General features: G+C 64.5%; 16 protein-coding genes. 8 read left to right on the forward strand and 8 right to left on the reverse strand.

Translation table 11 applies throughout. From position 1 onward, the window contains the following. Nucleotides 1–75 precede the first annotated feature (75 nt). Together ACPYO6_RS06780 and ACPYO6_RS06785 are read left to right on the forward strand one after the other, a co-directional pair. Nucleotides 76–543 carry a TIR domain-containing protein gene (locus ACPYO6_RS06780; protein ID WP_424796242.1) on the forward strand — a complete coding sequence of 156 codons (468 nt, stop codon included), beginning with the start codon at nucleotides 76–78 and terminating at the stop codon, nucleotides 541–543. 15 nt (nucleotides 544–558) lie between these two features. Continuing rightward, the gene (locus tag ACPYO6_RS06785) at nucleotides 559–1185 is read left to right on the forward strand and encodes a hypothetical protein (RefSeq protein ID WP_424796243.1); all 627 of its coding nucleotides are present in this window, start codon (nucleotides 559–561) and stop codon (nucleotides 1183–1185) included. 16 nt (nucleotides 1186–1201) lie between these two features. Here ACPYO6_RS06785 and ACPYO6_RS06790 read toward each other — a convergent pair whose 3' ends face one another. The 4 genes from ACPYO6_RS06790 to mobF form a co-directional block, all read right to left on the reverse strand. Beyond that, nucleotides 1202–2260, reverse strand: a complete 1059-nt coding sequence (locus tag ACPYO6_RS06790) for a nucleotide kinase domain-containing protein (protein ID WP_424796244.1) — start codon at nucleotides 2258–2260, stop codon at nucleotides 1202–1204. A gap of 94 nt (nucleotides 2261–2354) precedes the next feature. Then, nucleotides 2355–3914, reverse strand: coding sequence for a thymidylate synthase (locus ACPYO6_RS06795; RefSeq protein ID WP_424796245.1), 1560 nt, complete (start codon nucleotides 3912–3914; stop codon nucleotides 2355–2357). Nucleotides 3915–4087: 173 nt separating this feature from the next. Further along, nucleotides 4088–4441: a sulfate permease gene (locus ACPYO6_RS06800; RefSeq protein WP_424796246.1), complete on the reverse strand. Its 354-nt coding sequence runs from the start codon at nucleotides 4439–4441 to the stop codon at nucleotides 4088–4090. A 157-nt stretch (nucleotides 4442–4598) separates the two neighbouring features. Further along, a complete protein-coding gene (gene mobF, locus ACPYO6_RS06805; protein WP_425714130.1) occupies nucleotides 4599–8135 on the reverse strand; it encodes a MobF family relaxase in 3537 nt (1178 codons plus the stop codon). 86 nt (nucleotides 8136–8221) lie between these two features. Here mobF and ACPYO6_RS06810 point away from each other — a divergent pair, with 86 nt between their 5' ends. Beyond that, nucleotides 8222–9103: a hypothetical protein gene (locus ACPYO6_RS06810; protein ID WP_424796248.1), complete on the forward strand. Its 882-nt coding sequence runs from the start codon at nucleotides 8222–8224 to the stop codon at nucleotides 9101–9103. A gap of 184 nt (nucleotides 9104–9287) precedes the next feature. On the opposite strand, the gene ACPYO6_RS06815 is transcribed toward ACPYO6_RS06810, so the two are convergent. Next, the gene (locus ACPYO6_RS06815; protein ID WP_424796249.1) at nucleotides 9288–10136 is read right to left on the reverse strand and encodes a hypothetical protein; all 849 of its coding nucleotides are present in this window, start codon (nucleotides 10134–10136) and stop codon (nucleotides 9288–9290) included. 225 nt (nucleotides 10137–10361) lie between these two features. Between ACPYO6_RS06815 and ACPYO6_RS06820 the strand changes: the two genes are divergently transcribed. Next, nucleotides 10362–11432 (forward strand): DNA cytosine methyltransferase, encoded by a 1071-nt coding sequence (locus tag ACPYO6_RS06820; protein ID WP_424796250.1) that lies wholly within the window; start codon nucleotides 10362–10364, stop codon nucleotides 11430–11432. Between the two features lie 503 nt (nucleotides 11433–11935). Next, the gene (locus ACPYO6_RS06825; RefSeq protein WP_424796251.1) at nucleotides 11936–12481 is read left to right on the forward strand and encodes a DUF6611 family protein; all 546 of its coding nucleotides are present in this window, start codon (nucleotides 11936–11938) and stop codon (nucleotides 12479–12481) included. A 27-nt stretch (nucleotides 12482–12508) separates the two neighbouring features. Here ACPYO6_RS06825 and ACPYO6_RS06830 read toward each other — a convergent pair whose 3' ends face one another. The 3 genes from ACPYO6_RS06830 to ACPYO6_RS06840 form a co-directional block, all read right to left on the reverse strand. After that, the gene (locus ACPYO6_RS06830) at nucleotides 12509–12862 is read right to left on the reverse strand and encodes a hypothetical protein (RefSeq protein ID WP_329864301.1); all 354 of its coding nucleotides are present in this window, start codon (nucleotides 12860–12862) and stop codon (nucleotides 12509–12511) included. Between the two features lie 236 nt (nucleotides 12863–13098). Next, nucleotides 13099–13644 (reverse strand): hypothetical protein, encoded by a 546-nt coding sequence (locus ACPYO6_RS06835; protein ID WP_425714131.1) that lies wholly within the window; start codon nucleotides 13642–13644, stop codon nucleotides 13099–13101. Continuing rightward, nucleotides 13641–14201 (reverse strand): hypothetical protein, encoded by a 561-nt coding sequence (locus ACPYO6_RS06840; RefSeq protein WP_424796252.1) that lies wholly within the window; start codon nucleotides 14199–14201, stop codon nucleotides 13641–13643. Before ACPYO6_RS06840 ends, ACPYO6_RS06835 begins: the two co-directional genes overlap by 4 nt. A 370-nt stretch (nucleotides 14202–14571) precedes the next feature. Between ACPYO6_RS06840 and ACPYO6_RS06845 the strand changes: the two genes are divergently transcribed. The 3 genes from ACPYO6_RS06845 to kdpB are packed head-to-tail and all read left to right on the forward strand — an operon-like array spanning nucleotide 14572 to nucleotide 18490. Further along, nucleotides 14572–14661 (forward strand): potassium-transporting ATPase subunit F, encoded by a 90-nt coding sequence (locus tag ACPYO6_RS06845; RefSeq protein WP_425714132.1) that lies wholly within the window; start codon nucleotides 14572–14574, stop codon nucleotides 14659–14661. Beyond that, the gene (kdpA, locus tag ACPYO6_RS06850; RefSeq protein ID WP_329864183.1) at nucleotides 14661–16331 is read left to right on the forward strand and encodes a potassium-transporting ATPase subunit KdpA; all 1671 of its coding nucleotides are present in this window, start codon (nucleotides 14661–14663) and stop codon (nucleotides 16329–16331) included. Before ACPYO6_RS06845 ends, kdpA begins: the two co-directional genes overlap by 1 nt. A gap of 2 nt (nucleotides 16332–16333) precedes the next feature. Continuing rightward, nucleotides 16334–18490, forward strand: coding sequence for a potassium-transporting ATPase subunit KdpB (gene kdpB, locus ACPYO6_RS06855; protein WP_424796253.1), 2157 nt, complete (start codon nucleotides 16334–16336; stop codon nucleotides 18488–18490). Nucleotides 18491–18496: the final 6 nt, after the last annotated feature.

The raw sequence follows: 18496 nt of genomic DNA on the forward strand, positions 1-18496 counted from the left end.
CCTCTCGAAACGCCGCCTCATCGGGGCGATGTCGGTGGTCAAAAGTAGACTATCCCTGGAAGGGAGGAGCCCGACATGAGCGACCAGCACAACATCTTCATCAGCCACCGTCACGAGGACGACGCGCTGGTCGGAGATCTCAAGAAGATGCTCTCCGGCAGCGGAGCCGAGATCCGGGACTCGTCGATCACGAGCGAGACCCCGAACAACGCGAAGAGCCCCGACTACATCAGACAGATCCTGGCCGACCAGATCCGATGGGCGGGCAAGATCATCGTCATCATCTCCCCCGACACGAAGAGCCACGAGTGGGTCGACTGGGAGATCGAGTACGCCCGCAAGTTCCCCGACAAGCGGATCGTCGGGGTCTGGGCACCCGGCACCACGCACGACGACATGCCCGAGCCGCTCGAAGACTACGCGAACGCGATCGTCAACTGGGATGCCCAGGCGATCATCGACGCTCTTGACGGCAAGGACAACTGGACAGAACCCAGTGGTGCTCCCGCGCCTGTGCAGTCGATTCCGCGGGCTGCCTGCTGAATAAGGAGGTCGAGCGTGAAGGTGTTCAGCTACATCGTGCGCTACGACGTCGGGTTCGCGCCAAACCCCTTTCACGGGGTCTGCTCTCTTGCCACCTGCAAGCAGGACATCCGCCGGGTCGCCCAGGTCGACGACTGGATAGTCGGCACGGGCTCCCGACCGAACGGCAAAGCAGGCAACCTCGTCTACGCCATGCGCGTCTCAGAGATCGTGAGCTTCCAGGCGTATTGGGACGATGAACGCTTCGCTGAGAAACGGCCGAACCTTCGGGGCAGCCGCATGCAGCACTTCGGCGACAACATCTACCACCGCGATCTGGCCGATGAATGGATCCAGGAGAACTCCCGCCACAGTAAGGACGACGGTTCTCTAGAGGCGCGCCACATGCTGCGCGACACGAAGAGCGAGCGGGTGATGCTCGGAGACGAGTTCGTGTACTTCGGCGGAGACGGCCCAGTCATCCCCGAATCACTGCGCAACGACTATGGCTTCGACCTCGTGCACTCGGGACCTGCATACCGAAGCAACTTCACCAACGAGCACGTCGCAGCGATCATCGAATGGGTGCGATCGCTCGAGCCGGGGGTGCAAGGACGCCCGCACGACTGGCCACGTCGCCGGCAGCCAGCAGCAGCCGCGTGAACGTCAGCGCGCTCAACTAGAACATGGGCTCGAGGACGCGCGCACGCGCGAACTCACCTCCCAGCACCTCGTTCTGAGGCAGGTGACTGTTGATCCCCCACTTGGGAGGGAAGAAGAGCGTCATCGGCTCCGGCGTGGAGACGTAGCGCGATTTGATCCGGCTTCTCGCGCTAGCAAGCTCCGGAACCGCCTCACGGCAGTATTTGTCCGTCTCGCAGAAGAGATTCTGAGCGTCGATCGCCTGGATCGGCCGACCCCAGAGACCGCTGAAGTCAAGTTCCAGGCGGGCGAACTCAGCCTCCTGGTTGTCGACCATCCACATGATCACCTCTTGCGGCGTGAGACCACCGAGGTCGGAGAATACCTTCTTGATGCCACGTAGCGCGCCCGGACCAGGCTTCGTGAAGTCGTTCTCGGAGAAGTTCACGTGCTCCGAGTAGTTCAGGTCAATCGCCATCTGGTAAGACATGAAATCCCCCATCAAGGGGAAAGTGTGGAGCAGGTCATAGACCTCTTCCAGCGACTTGGCCTCAAGAATCCGCTCGCCAAGGCGCGACCGCACGAACATGTCCCGGAACAGCTCCACATGGTTCAGATGCTTGGTCTTGCGACCGTAAGCGTCCGTGGCGCAGAGGATGAACGCCCCCGTGTAGAGGCCGCCGTTGCGGTCCTTCGCCTCGGTGAGCGCGGCTTCGAACACACCGGTCTCCAGATCTGCAATCCGAGGCGACCGCCCAAGTATCTCGACGACGGTCTCCCACGTACTGACATTGCTGAAGTTTCGGAACGCGACGATCTGGAACAGACGATCGGCAGGGCTTGAGTCGTCATCGCGGTAAGCGACGTCACGGATGAGGTACTGGCTGACACGGTCAGCAGCCCGATAGACGTTGCAGAACTTGTACTCCTGAAGAATCCGGTCCTGCGTCCACGGCCCCGGGGCTCCAGCGACTCGCGCCTCAAACACGTGCTGTCGCTCAGCGGCGAACTTCCAGTAGAGGTCGTAGACCCCGTCCCGGGGAGTTGGTGCTCGCATAAACTGTGCCTGTCTCCGTTTTGTGCTGCCTATGGTCATCCGCTTCTCGTGGCGAGATGCAAGTCCGACCCGTCGGCCACTGGTTCGCTCCATCATCTCTCGCCGGACGCGTCGCAGCCCGCCAGAACCGCCGTCATGATCGTCCCGCGTCGCGGCGTAGCGTGTCGACTCCATCCGGGTCGGACAGCGCGACCGCAAGCACGAGGCGTAACGCGGTCGCCGTCAGGCGCTCTGCCAATGCGAGCTTCTCCATCCACTCGCCCTGCGGGTGGAGCTGGAGGAAAGCATTCAACTCGTCGAACACCGTCGAGGCCTCTGCGGCCTCGGCATGAACGGTCCCGACCTCGCCGACGACGTCACGCGCCTTCATGAGTTCCTCGAAACCATCCGGGCCGTCGCTGAACCGCTCACCGCCATTCGTGAAGAGTTGCTCGGCGACGTCGGTCGACTGGTCCGCGAGGAAGGTCTCATATTTGACTGCATACACGAGGAGATCGACCACAGTGTCCAGAAGTGCCTCTCTCCCCGCTGCCGCACCACCTGCCACCTGATCGATGCGATCGATCTTGCGGGCGAGGTTGGCGGCGATGCTGATCAGCTCCCCGCGCTTCTTCCACGAGTTGCCGTAGGCGGCGTCCTTCGACCGATGCAAGGCGATGACCGACTCGCGCAGGTCGACCCAATCCACCGTGGAGACGGACTGGGACAGTAGCTGGGCGGAGTCTCGAAACAGTTGCTCGTGGAGCGCGAAGGCGATGTCGCTGTGGCCGAGCTCGTCGACGAGTTCACGTTGCCGGGCGTCGTCAGCACCTGCGGCGATCTCCCACTTGATCGCGATCGCTTGAAGGAACTGACGCAGTAACGGGTCGGAGAAGCCAGCGATCTCCACGTGACAGTTCTCCCCGGACGCCAGTCGAGCTTCGATGTCGAACCAGCGATCGAGCACACCCGCGAAGTCCTCCCACCGAGTCCCGAACTGAGCGCCCGCCCACGCCTCCTCATAGCCGGTGGCGCCACCAAACCCGGCGAGGGCACGGTCAGCTTGCTCATTCCGCTCGTCGTAGAGATGAAGGGATGAGATGAAGAACGACGCGTGACCGAGTCGCGCACCGAGCCAGAAGGCCATCATCTCGTGCAGGACACTCCACTCGAACGTGTTGATGCCGGAGAATCCCCACAGGATGTCGTTGGAACGCACGGTCACGTTGAGGTGTACGCTGCCATCCCTGACGAGGAAGTGCAGCCAGTTGTTGCAGGGCACATCGAGCGTATCCGCGAAGTCGCGCGCCGGATCGAACAGGACGGCGACCGCCCGGCGAGACTCAGGGTCCGAACGGAGGAGCTTGCGGATCTCATCCACTTGATCGACTCCACCCCAGTCGCGCAACCGTGGCCCATAGCCACCACGCCATGTCACCTGGTCATCCGAGAACTGCAGCGCGCGGCCGAGGTAGCGGGCTAGATACTCCATGTCATTGCGCCCAGCGAGCACCCACATCGTCTCGGCGATGGTCGCGAACACATCGTTGCGACGACCCGGTACTGTGATGAAACGTTCCGTTGGCTGCGCCAAGGTCACAGTACGTGCGAGACGCTCGTGAGTCGGCAGTCCGCGAACCGTCACCGGTTGCCCACTCGAACGAATCTCGGCAAGCTCAGCGATGAAGGCCCGCGCAGCATTGCGATAGAGCATGCATACCCTCCCCGAGCCGCTTCGATCTTGAGATCGAGTATCCCGCGTGGCGCGAGGAATCCCGTGATCGAACAAGTCCGGTGCCGGTCGTGTCGTGGCATAGAGACTGCCGCGTCAGTTCTTCGGCGGCGGGGGCGTCAGTATGCGACGACAGGGTCGGTCGTGCCGGCGCGTTAGCGCGAGACCTCGTCATATCGCGGCCTGGCCCGATGAGCTCGGCGTCGAATGGCGATCTCGCACGTCCATGTGTGAAACAGGAGCAGCGCGGTGATCGGCCCATTGACGATGAGCTTCAGCATGTTCCAGGTGGCGAGGAGAACGAGCAGGTTCAGCCAACCCGAACCGCCGCTATCAATGGTGGTGATGCACCAGCTCGCGACGAACCCATAGGGCACTGCAACGAGCATGGCCGGGATGCCCCAGCGCAGGCCGCGGCGAGTGCGGGTCGCGGCGATCAGGAGGTTGGTGGGCGCGTAGCTGAGGATGGTGTGGGTGCGGACGCCGGCCGCCCAGATGAGCCGGAACATGGGCATAGTCCTCTCAGGGGTTCGGCGACAAGAACCTGAAAGGACCGCCCGCTGTTGCGGGTTGGTCATGCTGTAGCGGGGAGCGACAGCGCCAATATAGAGGCCGCCTCGTCATCCATCGTACGACGCGGCCCTGACATCGGGAAGGGCATGCGTGTCATAGCGAGCGGCGCACGGGCTCTTGTCCGGGCCGCCGCTGCGGCTCCTCCCCCGGCCCTCGCGCGAGGTCGCGTGCGCGGTCGAGGGCGGCGCTCGCGCGGGCCGCGTCGATCTTCTGCGCGTCGTTCTCGGCGGGAGCGCCGAGCGGCGTGGGATCGGTGATGCCGTAGCGGTCGCGGTACGCGGCGACCGTACGAGCCAGGCCGCGCCAGGTCGCGGCGGTCTTGGCGTCCTTCGGCGGGGCGCCGAGCGCCTTCGCCCACCCCTTGCCTTCGATGAGCGCGGCGTCGAGAAGGGCGTCGGCGCGGGTCTCGATGAGGTCGCGGCGTTCGGTGAGCGCCTGCCGGAGCTCGCCGCTCATGGTGCCGGTGGCTTCGGGGATGAGGCCGGCGATCAGCCGGGGCGTCTTGCGGGCGCGGCCGGAGCCGGCGGGGCGGGCGGTGGCGCGAGTCACGCGGTAGTGGAGGACGGCGGCGATGTCGTCGACATCGGAGAAGCCCCGTGCCCGCACGAGCCGTGGCAGCAGGGCCTCGATGTCGTGGTGGTTGGCTTCGGCACGGCGAAGCTCGGCAGTCAATGCGCCGAACGCTGGGGAGCTGATCGCGGCGCCCGCATCGTCGTCGGTGAGTCCGGATGCGCGCACGAGGTTCGCCCACCTGTCGCGTTGGGCGGCGGCGGCGATCGTCTCGTACTCCGCAGCGAGCTGACCGATGTTCCTCCAAGCGTCCTGCTCGGCGGCGATGGTCTCGTGGGCGGAGAGCTCGGCGCCGACGTGCTGGAGCACCCCGAACAGCACGCTCTTGGCGGTGGCGTCGGTGTTGTCGCCGGGGTGAGGTCCCTGGTGGGAGTCGTCGGGCTTGTCGATGGTGACGTAGGCGAGGTTCGCGTCTCGGCCGCGGGTGAGCGCGACGTACAGGTTCTCCCTCGTCATGGATGAGTCGACAAGGACGTGCGAGGTGTCCACGGTGATGCCCTGTGCCCGGTAGGAGGTCACCGCGTAGCCGAGGTCCAGGTGCTCGGCCGCATAGTCCGCCGGGAGCACAACCGATCCGCCCCGTCTGTGCTCGACGCGGCGGAGGGTGACTGAGCCGTCGTTGCGGATGTCGGTGACGGTCCACCGGTCGCCGTTGCGAACCCAGGACCGGCCGGCACGCAGGCGGCGGTCGTTGCGGCGGGTGATGACCGTGTCCCCGGCTGCGGCGCGGGTGCCATCGTGCAACTCGGCCTCGCGGGTGCCGTGGACGGTGCCGTCGAGGATCAGGTCCGTACGGGCGCGTTGGTTGAGCGCGAGGACGGATTCGTTGGAGTCGGTGACCAGCACCGTCGCACGGCCCGCTTGCCGGTCGGCTCGCCATGCGGTGTAGGCGGCGTCGATCATCGCCTCCGTCTCCCCGCCCTGGATGCGGTCGTGGTCGAGGTAGGTGTCGATGACCTCAGTGCGCCCGTGCCGAAGGCCGAGGGAGGCGGTCTTCTCCCACGAGTTCGTGAACCTGTGGATATCGGCCAACTCGGGCGCATCGTACCGATCGTGGACCAGCAGAGAGAATGCGCCACCGGCGTCGACGGACTGGAGCTGCGCATAGTCCCCGACCAGCAGCACCTTCGCCCCCGCCCCGGCCGCCAGCGCGGTGATCCGGTCCAGGGACAGCGTGCCGGCGAGGGACGCTTCGTCCACGATCACGAGCTGACCCGTGCGGAACGACTGGCCGGTGCGTTGATGGATCTCCCACCACTTCGCAGTGTTCTCCGTCGCGATCCCGAGGTCGTCGGCGAGGACCTGCGCGGCGACCGCAGACGGCGCAAGCCCGACCACGCTGCCGGGTCCGTGCTCGGCCTCCCATGCCCGCCGCGACGCGGACATCGCCGTGGTCTTGCCCGCTCCGGCCGGGCCGACCAGGACATCGACAACGCGGCCGGACACGGCGACCGACACCAACGCGGCGGCTTGATCGTCGCCGAGCACCCGCCCTTCCCGGTCGGGCCTGGTAGCGATCCGCTCCACCGTGGAAAGTGGCACGGTCGGGCCGGTCGTCATGCGGGCGCGCTTGAGGAGGCGGTCTTCGGCTGCCAGCAGGAGCTCGGAGGAGAACACCGTCGAGTGCTTCGGCCGGAACACCGAAGTGCCATCCGGCCGGCGGAACGCCACCGGGCTCGTCGCGAGCTCGGGCGGGGTGAGCCGCAGCGACGCGGCCTCGGCGGCATCCACGACCAGTCCGACGACCGCTTCCCGATCCACGGTGGAGGCGAACCGGTAACCCATCGTCTGCCGGGCCGCCTCGGCGGTGAGATTCCACCGACGCCAGGTGGAGCGCTTCTCGCCCACCACCTCCACGACCGACTGGCCATGGGACGCGATCACGTCCAAGGGGATGTCGTCGGCGCGAAGCAGCAGCGGTGCGTCGTTCGCTGCGACTATCCGCGCCCATGAGGTCGCATCCGTGCCGAGGATACGGCCGGCGCGGTGCCGCCATTCGGCGGTCAGGTCAGCCAGCGACCGGACCTGCTTCTCTGGGCGGGTGGTGAGGGTGGCTTGGGCGCGGAGCTTGATGATCGTTGCAGTCGAGGGCTGACGGCCGTGCTTGTCGACGTACTCGGCGATGAGCCGGTTCTTCTCGGCCTCAATGTGCCGGGATCGGGAGGAGAACTCGGCCACCAGCTCCTCCGGCACGGCCGCCACCGCCCACGCCGGATTGCGGTCCCGGCCCATCTCGCGGGACTCCCAGAAGACGCCAAACGACCTCGTGAGGTGGTCGGCGAACACGGCCTCGTGCAGCTCGGAGAGCGCGACCGTCGCGGCGTGCATGGGCCGGCCGTCGAGGGAGCGCCACTTGCCGTCCAGGACGGTCTGCACCTTGTTCGAGATGACGACATGAGTGTGCAGGTGCGGATCTCCAGCCCGGGAGTCGTAGTGGTCAAACGCCGTGGCGATCAGGCCACGGACATCTACCTGTGCAACGGCTCCACCGCGTGCGGTTGCGCCGGTGCGGGTGGCTGCAACCTCCCGCTCCATGAACGCAACCACCTCCGCAACCGCCGCATGATGCGCCTCGGCAATGAGCGCCTGCGTGCCCGCGTCCGCGACTGCCCACAGCACTGATGCGGACTTCGGGATTGAGAACGTGAAGTCGTACCCAGCGACCGCGCGCCGCGTCCCCCGCCCCGCTTCTTCGGCTTCGATCTGCGCACCCGCCTCGGCACGCGAGGCCGGCCCGAGGCCGGGATCGAGCGCCGCGGCGCGCTCCTCGATGCGATCCGCCGCGGTCTTGTACGCGGGATACGCCAGTCCGAGCGGGTCGCCGGTGACAGGGTGCCGGCCCATCCCGACAAGAAGCTGGAGTTGGGATTCGGAGACCTGATCGCCTTCCACGATCACCCCGCCCAGCGCTGCGACGCCCGCGCCGAGCCAGCGACCCGGCGGGCTGCCCGCCTCGGCGTAGTACCTCGTCAGCGGGGTCGAGAGTGAGCGGTCACCGTCGCCTGCGGCGACGGTGCGGAGCAGGTACTTGTAGCCGTCGCCGGCGCTCATCACGCGCATCGAAACGGTCATACACGTAGGTGTTCGCGGTACAACTGACGTAAGCATCACAGTGGCCGCAGGTCGCCGCCGATAAAGTTGGGAAGGTGAAGAACCCGGCCGCACGCATCGTCTTGTCGGTTGCTGCTGTTGTAGTGGTTGCGTTCGGGCTGTTCTCTGCCAGCGTCGCGATATGGGGCTCGTGGTGGCGGTTCCCCAACATGCCGACCGCCGAAGAATGGTCTGCCATATTCGGAGCGTCAGCTCTGGTTGCGTTGGGGTTCGCTTGGTATCAGATTCGTCAGGTGGATCAGTCGAACAAGGCGCTGATCGCATCGAACGAACTGGCGCGCCAGGTCAACGTCGAAGCCGTCCGACCGAGGGTCCAGGTCGCCCTGGAACCCACTCGTTTCGTTCGAAAGAACCGCGGTGCACCGGCAGAGGGCACGCTTCATATCGCCGTACGAAACATCGGGGTGAGTCCGGCCCACGAGGTGCGGTTGCGCGTGAGCCCGCCGTTCACTTCCCTGGAGAAATTCTTCAAACCTGGAATGATGAACGCACATTTCGCTGAGGTCAACGAGACGTTCAGCGGCAACGTGAGCTTTCGTACGCTCAATCCGGGCAACACATACATCTGGTTCCTGGGTCAAGTACCTGAGTTGTTTGACGACGCGTCGGGAATCCCGCGCCGCTGGGAAGTCGAAGCCGAGTACACCGGAACGGCATCTCCAGAACCGTTCCACGAAACGTTTGTACTCGACCTCGACGTCGAGAAGCGCATCGAGTTGCCTATCGATCCACTCGTGCGTATTGGCAAGGACATCGAGGCCGTCGGAAGCAAGCTCGAAGCAATCAAGGGCGTTGTTCCGAAGAAGCTCACGCTCAGCGACGATTCCTTCGAGGCACTTGGGAGGCGCAGCCGCGGGATACGATCTTCGGCGGTCGGTGCACGGCGAGCGCCATCTTGGCTGCGAAGACCCCGTTGACATCGAGGTGGTTGCGCGCGTAGCTCCTCAGGGACCTGTTCGGGTTGCAGACACAGGCTGAGGGTAGCGCCAAATGAGCCTCCAGTTGCGGCGGCAATCCGCGAGGTATTGCGCCCGCGGCCGCGTCCGGCTCCAAGTCGCTGGTCAACACGATCACCCTCCACGCCTTCGGTGGCCGAGCCGCTCAGCTACGGGTATGCGTTACGCGCCGGAGGTCATACAGCCGGAATGCTTCGCTCAGGGTCATGGTCGCCGCTGCGATAGCAGGGCCGACATCGTTGTCGAGGTCTCCGCGTAGCCGCACGATCGAACCGCCCGACTCCTCGCGTACGACCTCATTTCGGTCGAGTCGCATGACGCCGAAATGATATTGCGCGTGGGCAGCCGCGCTGCCTGATCGCCAGATTGCCTGCGTCGCACCGATGAGCAGGTCGTCATCGACGCCGTGCATGTGCTGTGCGACCCAGTCGATCGCCCCGGTCTGATGGAACCGAATCTTCGTGACGTCCTCTCGCAGGCCGAGCGCAGTCGCGACCTTCTGCAAGCTGGCTTGCCGCTCGCGCAGTTGCTCCAGGAGGCCCGTACGAACCTCCTCAGGTTTGCCTTCCGGGATCTGCATATCGCGGCAGGATGTGACCTGAACACGAAGGTCGTCGGCGCGGAGCCTGAGCGCCCGCTCGCGACGTTCTTGCCGCGTTGGCGGTGCGAGGACCCACACCGCGTTCACCGCCGCGACGAACGCGGTCCGCGCAACGGTCATGTAGGCCGTCGGGTACATCGTGCTTGTTGCCCGCATGGCATCGATCGCGAAATCCAAGTGCTCGGAGGAGATGCACATCGAGTACCAGACGGGGTTCTCGACACTCAATCCGTCGACGGAGTCAGCTGCGAGCGAGCTTCCAGGCTCGGGCGACATCGGATTCTCTGCACGCTTACGCCAGGCATCGACCGCTTCCGAGATGCGGTCCAGACGCCTAAGCCACTCATTGTTCTCGGGCGGTGGAGGCTGCCGCCCGGGTCGCCGCTTCGTCATAGCCGCACCATATCTCCGTTCCCACGCGCACCTTCGCGACCCGCTCTACCGCGACCTGCAAGACGCGTGGTAACTCCGAGGGGCGGTCGGAACGACCTGCATGAGCGGTGACGGTTCGACCGGCTCAGGATGGTCGATGGGGGGCGAGCACCTGGCAGGTGACCAGCCTGGTGTCGAGTTCGCGAGTGGACCACGGCCAGGGATCACGAACCTGTCGGAGTCCTGATGCGCCAGCCGAACAACGATCACCGTCTGCGGGTCGGGTCACTGTTCTCCGGGTATGGCGGTCTCGACCTCGCCGTCGAGGAAGTCTTCGACGCCCGCACGATCTGGTTCTCCGAAATCAACGAACCTGTTGCCCGTGTCTTCGCCCACCATTGGCCCGACGCTCCGAACCTCGGCGACATCACCACGATCGACTGGCAGACCGTCGAGCCAGTCGATGTGCTCTGCGGCGGGTTCCCTTGTCAGGACGTCTCCACGGTTGGCAAGATGGCCGGCCTTGCCCCCGGTACCCGATCCGGTCTCTGGGCACACATGGCGACCGCGATCGAGAAGCTGCAACCAGAGTGGGTCGTCATCGAGAACGTACGCGGCCTGCTTACCGCAACCGCGTCCCGCCCGGCCCCGGAAGGAGACGACGATGGACGACGCAACCCCGAACCTGAAACCCCCGCAGGTGCAACCCTTCGCGGTGTGGAGCCCGACCCGTGGGGTCTGGGAGACCAGCCAGCCCGACCTCTACGGGCACTTGGCGCCGTACTCGGAGACCTGGCCGACCTCCGGTATGATGCGAGATGGATCGGCCTACCCGCGTCCGCAATCGGCGCACCACACCCCCGGTTCCGCATCTTCATCCTCGCGAACCGTACTGTTCCGAACGCCGCTCGCCTCCGACTCCGCCAGGGGCGGGGAGACTCTGGATCTGGTGAAGGCCAGGCGTGGCACGATCGCCCTAAGCCATCAGGTGATAGACCTCGCGACCAGGCGCAGTCGTCGGTCGTCGGAGGCAACCTTCGCGCTGATCGCCGAGTTTTTCGGCAGTGGGGACGATACGGCCCAGCCATCTTCCGATGGGAACGAATCATGGGACGAGTAGCGCCGGCGCCGACAGTACTGAACGACAGAACCGGACCACGCCCCGCCCCAGCGTTTGTGGAGTGGATCATGGGCCTGGACGCTGGTTGGGTGACCGACCCCGCGCTTGCGCTCACGCAATCGCAGCAACTTGCGGCGTTAGGTAATGGCGTCTTGCCAAAGCAGGCCGAAGCTGCCCTCCGAGCGCTGATCGGATGACAGCAGGGCGAATTGTCAAAGCAGCATGTATGCCTTGGTCGGAAATGGCGCGACGATGGGTCGGCGGTAGGTGGCGACGATCACAGTCTGGGACCATACAACGACAAGTTCCGAGCGGTGGTGGGCGGGCCTCGACTGCGGGCTCATTCGGAGCGCGTGGTGGCCTGTCGTCGCAGCAGTGACCCACACGGCAATCGGTGGGGTTGTTTCGCGATTCGTCGTGGCGATCGTCGTTACCGCCATCGTTGCGGCGTTGCTCGTTGCGCTTCGCGCGCAAGCCTCCGACACTGCCTCTCAAGTAGCCGAGAAGTGGGCTGAGTTGTGCTCCATTGACCGACTCGCGGATCTGTGAAGCGAGACTTGATCGACGACTGCCATCAGCGCCACAGAGACACCTAATGGTGTCAGCAGCGCGTGTGGAAAACCGCCGATCAGGCGGGAGGCTTGTATGAGTTCCGTTTGGAGTGCTATACCGCGGCGAAAGCCTCAGCGACGATCACCGTGTGACTCCTGCAGATTCCTCCGCTCCTCCTCGTCCCTTTCATACCTCAAGGGCCGTTGACAAGGTTCCTCGCTGGGGATATGTGTCGCACGCGGTCGGCCGGTACGGTGCATCGTACTCGCGGCTGGTGGTTTATCCACCGAATGCGGACGAACGAACGCGACGGTTCGCGGAGGCTTGTCGTCTTTTCGTGCCGATTGCCGCTGGCGGCGGCCTGGTGGTGGGGCTTCTGCTGGCAGGAGTAGGCGCCCCCTTGGGGGCTAGTGCGTTGCTAATCGCAGGTGTCCTGCTCCCAGTGGGCGGCTATCTCGCTCTTCGTTCAGCTCCGGTGCGCCGATGCTCCGTCATGCTCTGGTCCTCGTGCTTTGCTTTTCACCCTGACGCGCGGGACGCGGAACGAGAAGAGGGTCTGTTGCTTTTTTCGCGGGTGCTCGAGGGCGCATCGCGATCGTTACGCCGTGGCGAGATGTCATCGGCGTCTTTCTACCGCGTATGGCAGGCGATCTACGATGAAGTAGCCGAGATGAACGCTTCCCGGATCGAGTAGGCCGAAGAAGCACGCGCATGGATACGTTTAGCTGAGAGCTTCGGATACGACGTCGCGGATCGAGCTTTGCACGATCTCTGACCACTTCAGAAGGAAGCTTCCCTCGATTGGGTTGTCGCGGAGTCTTTCGCAGATGCGATCTCGCAGCACAGTGGGGTCTGCTGTCCTATCGAGGACGATCGCGGTGACGCACACTGACCGGCCCGCGGTCATCTCGATGTCTGCGTGGATGCGGGTGATCGCAGATGACGCCAGCCTGGCCAGGCGTTGGGTGTGCTGGGGTGCGCCCGTGTCGAGGACGAAGAGCAGGTGGCTCAGACGGGGGAGCTGCTCGCCGAGGATGCGCGCGAGGTTCCGCTCATCCTTGAGCCGGCTGCGCATCTTCGCTGGAGATGCCGTGTCCGCCGTGGGGAGGTGGATGCATCCGACTACACCGCGTATCCGTTCGGGTACGAAGTTCGCTTGCGATGCGGGTGGGTGATTGAGCGTGCCGGTGGTCGCGATGAGGTCGTGCAGAGCAGGGTGCTCGTCGCCGCGGACGAGTATCGTCGGTACCGATCGAGCACTCTCAGCCGTGTTGGCGTCGGCCTCCGTGTGCCTGTCACATGGGGGCCGTGTTATTTCATGCACCGCGCGCCCCATGTGGTGTCGTCGACATCTCCGGTTCGGGCCGTCGAGGTGTGCGGTCGCACTTGACTCAAAGCGACTGTCGACGCGCATCGGAACGCGATCACGGCCCCGGGTTCCGTGCCGGCTGGGATCCGAACATCAATGGATACCTGGTCTGCGCCGGTGACAGTGACGGTTCGCGTCTTCTTCGGTGGACGGGCGCCCACGATGTGGGTCTGCGTGATCACGGAGGCGATCTCCTGGAGGCTCGCGTCGATGGTGATCTCCCGGCGATGTCCGTGTGGTTCGCCGGAAACGGCCGTGACGCGCGTGAGTACCCATGTGAAGTGAGTATCGCGCTGTCTGATGTCCACGGCGGACGTGACGAGCACGCTGGGGGTTCCACGCGATGACGCCAGTTGTGCCAACGACCGGCCGGTGACCACCACATCATCTGCAGTGACGACGGCTCTCCTGTCTCGGCGGTGGATGTCTCGCGCTTGCGCTGCGTGGCGAAGTGCGCGAGCACTCAGGATGCTGTGAAGGAGGCTCATGAAAGCTCTTCTCCAGTCTCCGAGACGGTGCCGCTGCTTCGAAGCTCTGTTGCGTGGCTGGGGCGGAGCTGGGCGAGGGAGATCGAGCTGCGGGATGGGACGGCGAGGAGGTCACCGGCATGGAGGTCGCTCGGCAGTGCAGCAACCGGGTAGGGCAACGCCGGCGCGCCGAGCTCTCCCGGGATGAGTTCGAACGATTGCAGACGTGCGATGGATACCCGCCCGATCAGACGGCACTCGCTCCAGCAGGCGTCAAGGTTAGTGCCCCAGGAATCCGTCAGCGCGATCGCGCGATGCTCCGGCGTGTCGACGATGACCGTGATCTTCATGGCCACCACAGTCCTGGTTCCCGTCAACTCCGGGTGACGCGAGTCCAGGATGGGATCGTCGCCAGTGAGCACGCACGGCGTTCCGCAGAGGTCGACGTACTGGCGCAGCGAGATTCCACTCACAGTGACATCGTCGGTGGTTGCTTCGGTGTGCGCGGGCCACTCGGCAAGAGCTATCGGGGTGGGAAGGCTTCGCCGGAGGGTGGGGAGTATCTCAGTCAGGGTCACTCTTCCGTCTTAGGACGCGTAGGGGGTTGTGCGGAAGGAGCGTAAACGGAACCCATACGGCGATCGCCCAAATCCTTACGGTCACCGCCGCCGGCCCGGGTACACAACGGTGACGGCCCTGCTTCTGGACGCCCTGGTGTAAGGGGAGCGTTAGGTTCCCGTGCCTTCCTGTATGGGTTCCGTTAGGGCCCCGTTTTTGCGGTGTCAGGAGGTGTTTGATCGGGAGTTGCGCTTGGAATTGGGCGTGCGGCTGCGGTCTTGCTGTCGCTGTTCTCCGAATGGAGTTTGTTGTGCTTGACATTGTCTACGTGCTGGGCGTGATCGTCCTGTTCGTAGTCGTTGGCTTGGTCGGGAAGGCGGTGGAGAAGCTGTGATCGTGTTCGAGTTTCTTGCTGCTGCTCTCGGGGTCGCGGCTGTGTTCTATCTCGTGTTCGCTCTCGTGAAGCCGGAGCGTTTCTGATGGAGTGGGGTTTGCTTATCGCGAGCGTCGCCACGCTCGTCCTCGCCCTGGGGTTGCTGTACCGGCCTGTGGGCGACTATATGGCTTGGGTGTTCACGACCCGGAAGGACTGGAAAGTCGAACGGGGAATCTACAAAGTCATCGGGGTCGATCCGTCTCAGGAGCAGTCCTGGCAGGCGTATCTGCGTTCTGTCCTGTACTTCTCGATCGTCGGCGTTCTGCTGCTGTTCTTGATGCAGCGCACGCAGCAGTGGCTGCCGTACTCCCTCGGTAACGAGAACGTCGAGCCGGGTGTTGCGTTCAACACCGCGATCTCCTTCGTGACGAACACGAACTGGCAGGCGTATTCGGGTGAGGACCTCGCCTACACGGTTCAGTTCGCTGGCCTTGCCGTACAGAACTTCGTCTCCGCTGCGACGGGTATCGCTGTCGCCGTGGCGCTCGTTCGCGGGTTCGCGTACCGCAGATCGGGAACGATCGGGAACTTCTGGGTCGACCTCATCCGCGGCACGTTCCGCATCCTCCTGCCGATCTCGATCGTCGGCGCGATCGTACTAATCGCGGGCGGCGTCGTGCAGAACTTCAACGGCTACGTCGATGTGACCACCATCACCGGTGGAACGCAGACCATCCCGGGTGGCCCCGTTGCCTCTCAGGAGGTCATCAAGGAGCTCGGCACGAACGGTGGCGGTTTCTACAACGCGAACGCTTCGCATCCGTTCGAGAACCCGACGGGGTGGACGAGCCTGTTCCAGGCGTTCCTGATCCTGCTGATCCCGTTCTCGCTTCCGCGCACGTTCGGGAAGATGGTTGGCGACAATCGTCAGGGATACGCGATCCTCGCCGCGATGGGCACCCTGTATCTGGTCTCGGTGAGCGCGCTGGCAGCATTCGAGTTCGCCGGACAGGGTACTGCGCCGGAACTGGCCGGGGCCGCGATGGAAGGGAAGGAAGCCCGATTCGGACTCGTGCAATCTGTTCTCTATGCGGCGACGACCACGTTGACCTCGACCGGGTCGGTGAACTCGATGCACGACTCGTACACCGGGCTGGGCGGGATGATCCCGATGGTCAACATGCTGCTGGGCGAGATCGCTCCCGGTGGTGTCGGAGCCGGCCTGTACGGGATGCTGATCATCGCGGTGATCGCCGTGTTCGTTGCGGGGCTGCTCGTTGGCCGCACCCCTGAATACCTCGGGAAGAAGATCGGGCCGCGGGAGATGAAGCTTGCGAGCATGTACATCCTCGTCATGCCGATCCTCGTCCTCGGTGGTGTCGCATTGAGCTTCGCCATCCCGGCCCTTCGAGACAGCATCGTGAACGAATCGCTCACGAACACCGGCTCGCACGGCCTGTCCGAGGTGATCTACGCCTTCGCATCGGGCGCGAACAACAACGGCTCCGCATTCGCAGGGTTGACCGCCAGCACCCCGTGGCTGACCGCCGCGATCGGTGTCGCGATGCTGTTCGGCCGGTTCATCCCGATCGCTCTCGTCCTCGCGCTGGCCGGTTCCCTCGCCGCACAGGACAAGGTTCCCGCAACGGCCGGAACCTTGCCTACACACCGTCCGTTGTTCGTCGGTCTGACCGTCGGTACCGCGGTTCTGGTGACTGCTCTCGTTTTCTTCCCCGTTCTCACGCTGGGTCCCCTGGCGGAAGGGCTGCTGTAAACATGTCCACCATTACCCCAACCCCTCTGGCCGAAGCGCCGCACGCGACCACTCGCGCGCCACGCAAGACGCTCACCTGGGCACAGATCCGCACCGCCCTCCCGGGAGCGCTCCGCAAGCTCAATCCGCGCGCGCAGTGGCGAAACCCCGTGATGTTTATCGTGTGGGTGGGCGCCGCCCTCACCACCCTCCTCGCTGTCGCCGAACCTTTCCTGGGCGGACCCGCCGAGTCGGGCGGGACGAGTGTTCCTTGGTCGTTCACCTGGATCATCGCCGTATGGCTCTGGCTCACGGTCCTGTTCGCGAATCTCGCCGAGTCGATCGCCGAAGGTCGCGGTAAGGCCCAGGCCGACACATTACGCAAAACCCGCACCAGCACCACCGCACACCATGTCGCCGACTACCAACCTGGTGCAGATCCAGCCGCCGAGCGAGCCGCCATAAAGGACCTATCCTCGGCAGACCTGCGATTGGGCGACACGGTTGTTGTGTCCGCTGGTGAGCTGATCCCCGGCGATGGCGACATCGTGTGGGGCATCGCAAGCGTGGACGAATCGGCCATCACCGGTGAATCCGCACCCGTTATTCGCGAGTCCGGTGGCGACCGATCCGCCGTCACCGGCGGTACCCGCGTGCTGTCCGACCGTATCGTCGTGCGAATCACTTCCAAGCCGGGCGAAACGTTCGTAGACCGGATGATCGCGCTCGTCGAAGGCGCCGCCCGTCAGCGCACCCCGAACGAGATCGCGCTGAACATCCTGCTCGCGTCGTTGTCGATCGTCTTCGTCGTCGTCGCGCTCACGCTCAACCCGATCGCGTCCTATCCGGCGAGCCCCGCCAGCATCACCGTCCTCGTCGCCCTTCTGGTGTGCCTCATTCCGACGACGATCGGCGCGTTGCTGTCCGCGATCGGTATCGCGGGGATGGACCGGCTCGTTCAGCGCAATGTGCTGGCCATGTCTGGACGTGCGGTGGAAGCTGCCGGTGACGTGACCACGCTATTGCTGGATAAGACAGGAACCATCACCTACGGCAACCGTCGAGCGACAGCCTTCGTTCGCCTGGACGGTGTCCGCGAGCAGGAACTCATCGAAACGGCCGCGCTGTCTTCGCTCGCCGACCCGACTCCAGAAGGGAAGTCGATCGTTGACCTTGCCCGCGCGGAGGGCGTCGACGTGGGTGCTGCACCGCGCGGAGAGATCGTCCCGTTCACCGCTCAAACGCGGATGTCCGGGCTCGACGTGCCCGACGGCACCCAGATCCGCAAGGGAGCCGGTTCCGCGATCACCGCGTGGCTGGAAGAAGACGGGACGCGGCTTCCCAGCAGCGAACTGGCAGAGCTCGATGAGCATGTCGAACACATCTCCCGATCCGGCGGCACCCCCCTCGTTGTCGCCGTCAAAGCGGCGACTGGCGAACGTCGAGTCCTCGGCGTGATCCACCTCAAGGACATCGTCAAGGAGGGCCTGACCGAGCGGTTCGCCGAGTTGCGTGCAATGGGCATCCGGACCGTGATGGTCACCGGGGACAACCCGTTGACCGCGGCGGCGATCGCGAAGGAAGCCGGCGTCGACGACTTCCTTGCCGAAGCGACACCGGAACAGAAGCTCGCCTTTATCCGCAAGGAGCAGGAGGGCGGCAACCTCGTCGCGATGACCGGTGACGGCACCAACGACGCCCCCGCGCTCGCGCAGGCTGACGTCGGTGTCGCGATGAATACGGGGACCTCGGCAGCCAAAGAGGCCGGCAACATGGTCGATCTCGACTCCGACCCGACCAAGCTCATCGACATCGTCGCCATCGGCAAGCAGCTGCTCATCACCCGGGGCGCGTTGACCACGTTCTCGATCGCGAACGACATCGCGAAGTACTTCGCGATCATCCCCGCAATCTTCATGGGTGTGTTCCCCGGCCTTGCGGTGTTGAACATCATGGGTCTGCACTCACCTGCATCTGCAGTGCTGTCCGCAGTGATCTTCAACGCGATCGTGATCGTGTTCCTCGTGCCCCTCGCGCTGCGCGGAGTCAAATACCGGCCGATGAACGCATCGAAGATCCTCGGCCGCAACCTCGCCATCTATGGGCTCGGCGGCATCATCGCCCCCTTTATCGGGATCTGGCTCATCGACCTGTTCGTGCGCCTCATCCCCGGCTTCTGACACTCT

Source organism: Georgenia sp. Z1344 (assembly GCF_049856295.1).
Lineage (GTDB): Bacteria > Actinomycetota > Actinomycetes > Actinomycetales > Actinomycetaceae > JB111.

What these genes read in the sequence shown, in the direction of transcription:
- ACPYO6_RS06780 (WP_424796242.1), top strand. Translation starts at nt 76, where the DNA reads ATGAGCGACCAGCACAACATCTTCATCAGCCACCGTCACGAGGACGAC.
- ACPYO6_RS06790 (WP_424796244.1), bottom strand. Translation starts at nt 2,260, where the DNA reads ATGACCATAGGCAGCACAAAACGGAGACAGGCACAGTTTATGCGAGCA.
- ACPYO6_RS06795 (WP_424796245.1), bottom strand. Translation starts at nt 3,914, where the DNA reads ATGCTCTATCGCAATGCTGCGCGGGCCTTCATCGCTGAGCTTGCCGAG.
- ACPYO6_RS06800 (WP_424796246.1), bottom strand. Translation starts at nt 4,441, where the DNA reads ATGTTCCGGCTCATCTGGGCGGCCGGCGTCCGCACCCACACCATCCTC.
- mobF (WP_425714130.1), bottom strand. Translation starts at nt 8,135, where the DNA reads ATGCGCGTGATGAGCGCCGGCGACGGCTACAAGTACCTGCTCCGCACC.
- ACPYO6_RS06815 (WP_424796249.1), bottom strand. Translation starts at nt 10,136, where the DNA reads ATGACGAAGCGGCGACCCGGGCGGCAGCCTCCACCGCCCGAGAACAAT.
- ACPYO6_RS06820 (WP_424796250.1), top strand. Translation starts at nt 10,362, where the DNA reads ATGCGCCAGCCGAACAACGATCACCGTCTGCGGGTCGGGTCACTGTTC.
- ACPYO6_RS06830 (WP_329864301.1), bottom strand. Translation starts at nt 12,862, where the DNA reads ATGCGCAGCCGGCTCAAGGATGAGCGGAACCTCGCGCGCATCCTCGGC.
- ACPYO6_RS06835 (WP_425714131.1), bottom strand. Translation starts at nt 13,644, where the DNA reads ATGAGCCTCCTTCACAGCATCCTGAGTGCTCGCGCACTTCGCCACGCA.
- kdpA (WP_329864183.1), top strand. Translation starts at nt 14,661, where the DNA reads ATGGAGTGGGGTTTGCTTATCGCGAGCGTCGCCACGCTCGTCCTCGCC.
- kdpB (WP_424796253.1), top strand. Translation starts at nt 16,334, where the DNA reads ATGTCCACCATTACCCCAACCCCTCTGGCCGAAGCGCCGCACGCGACC.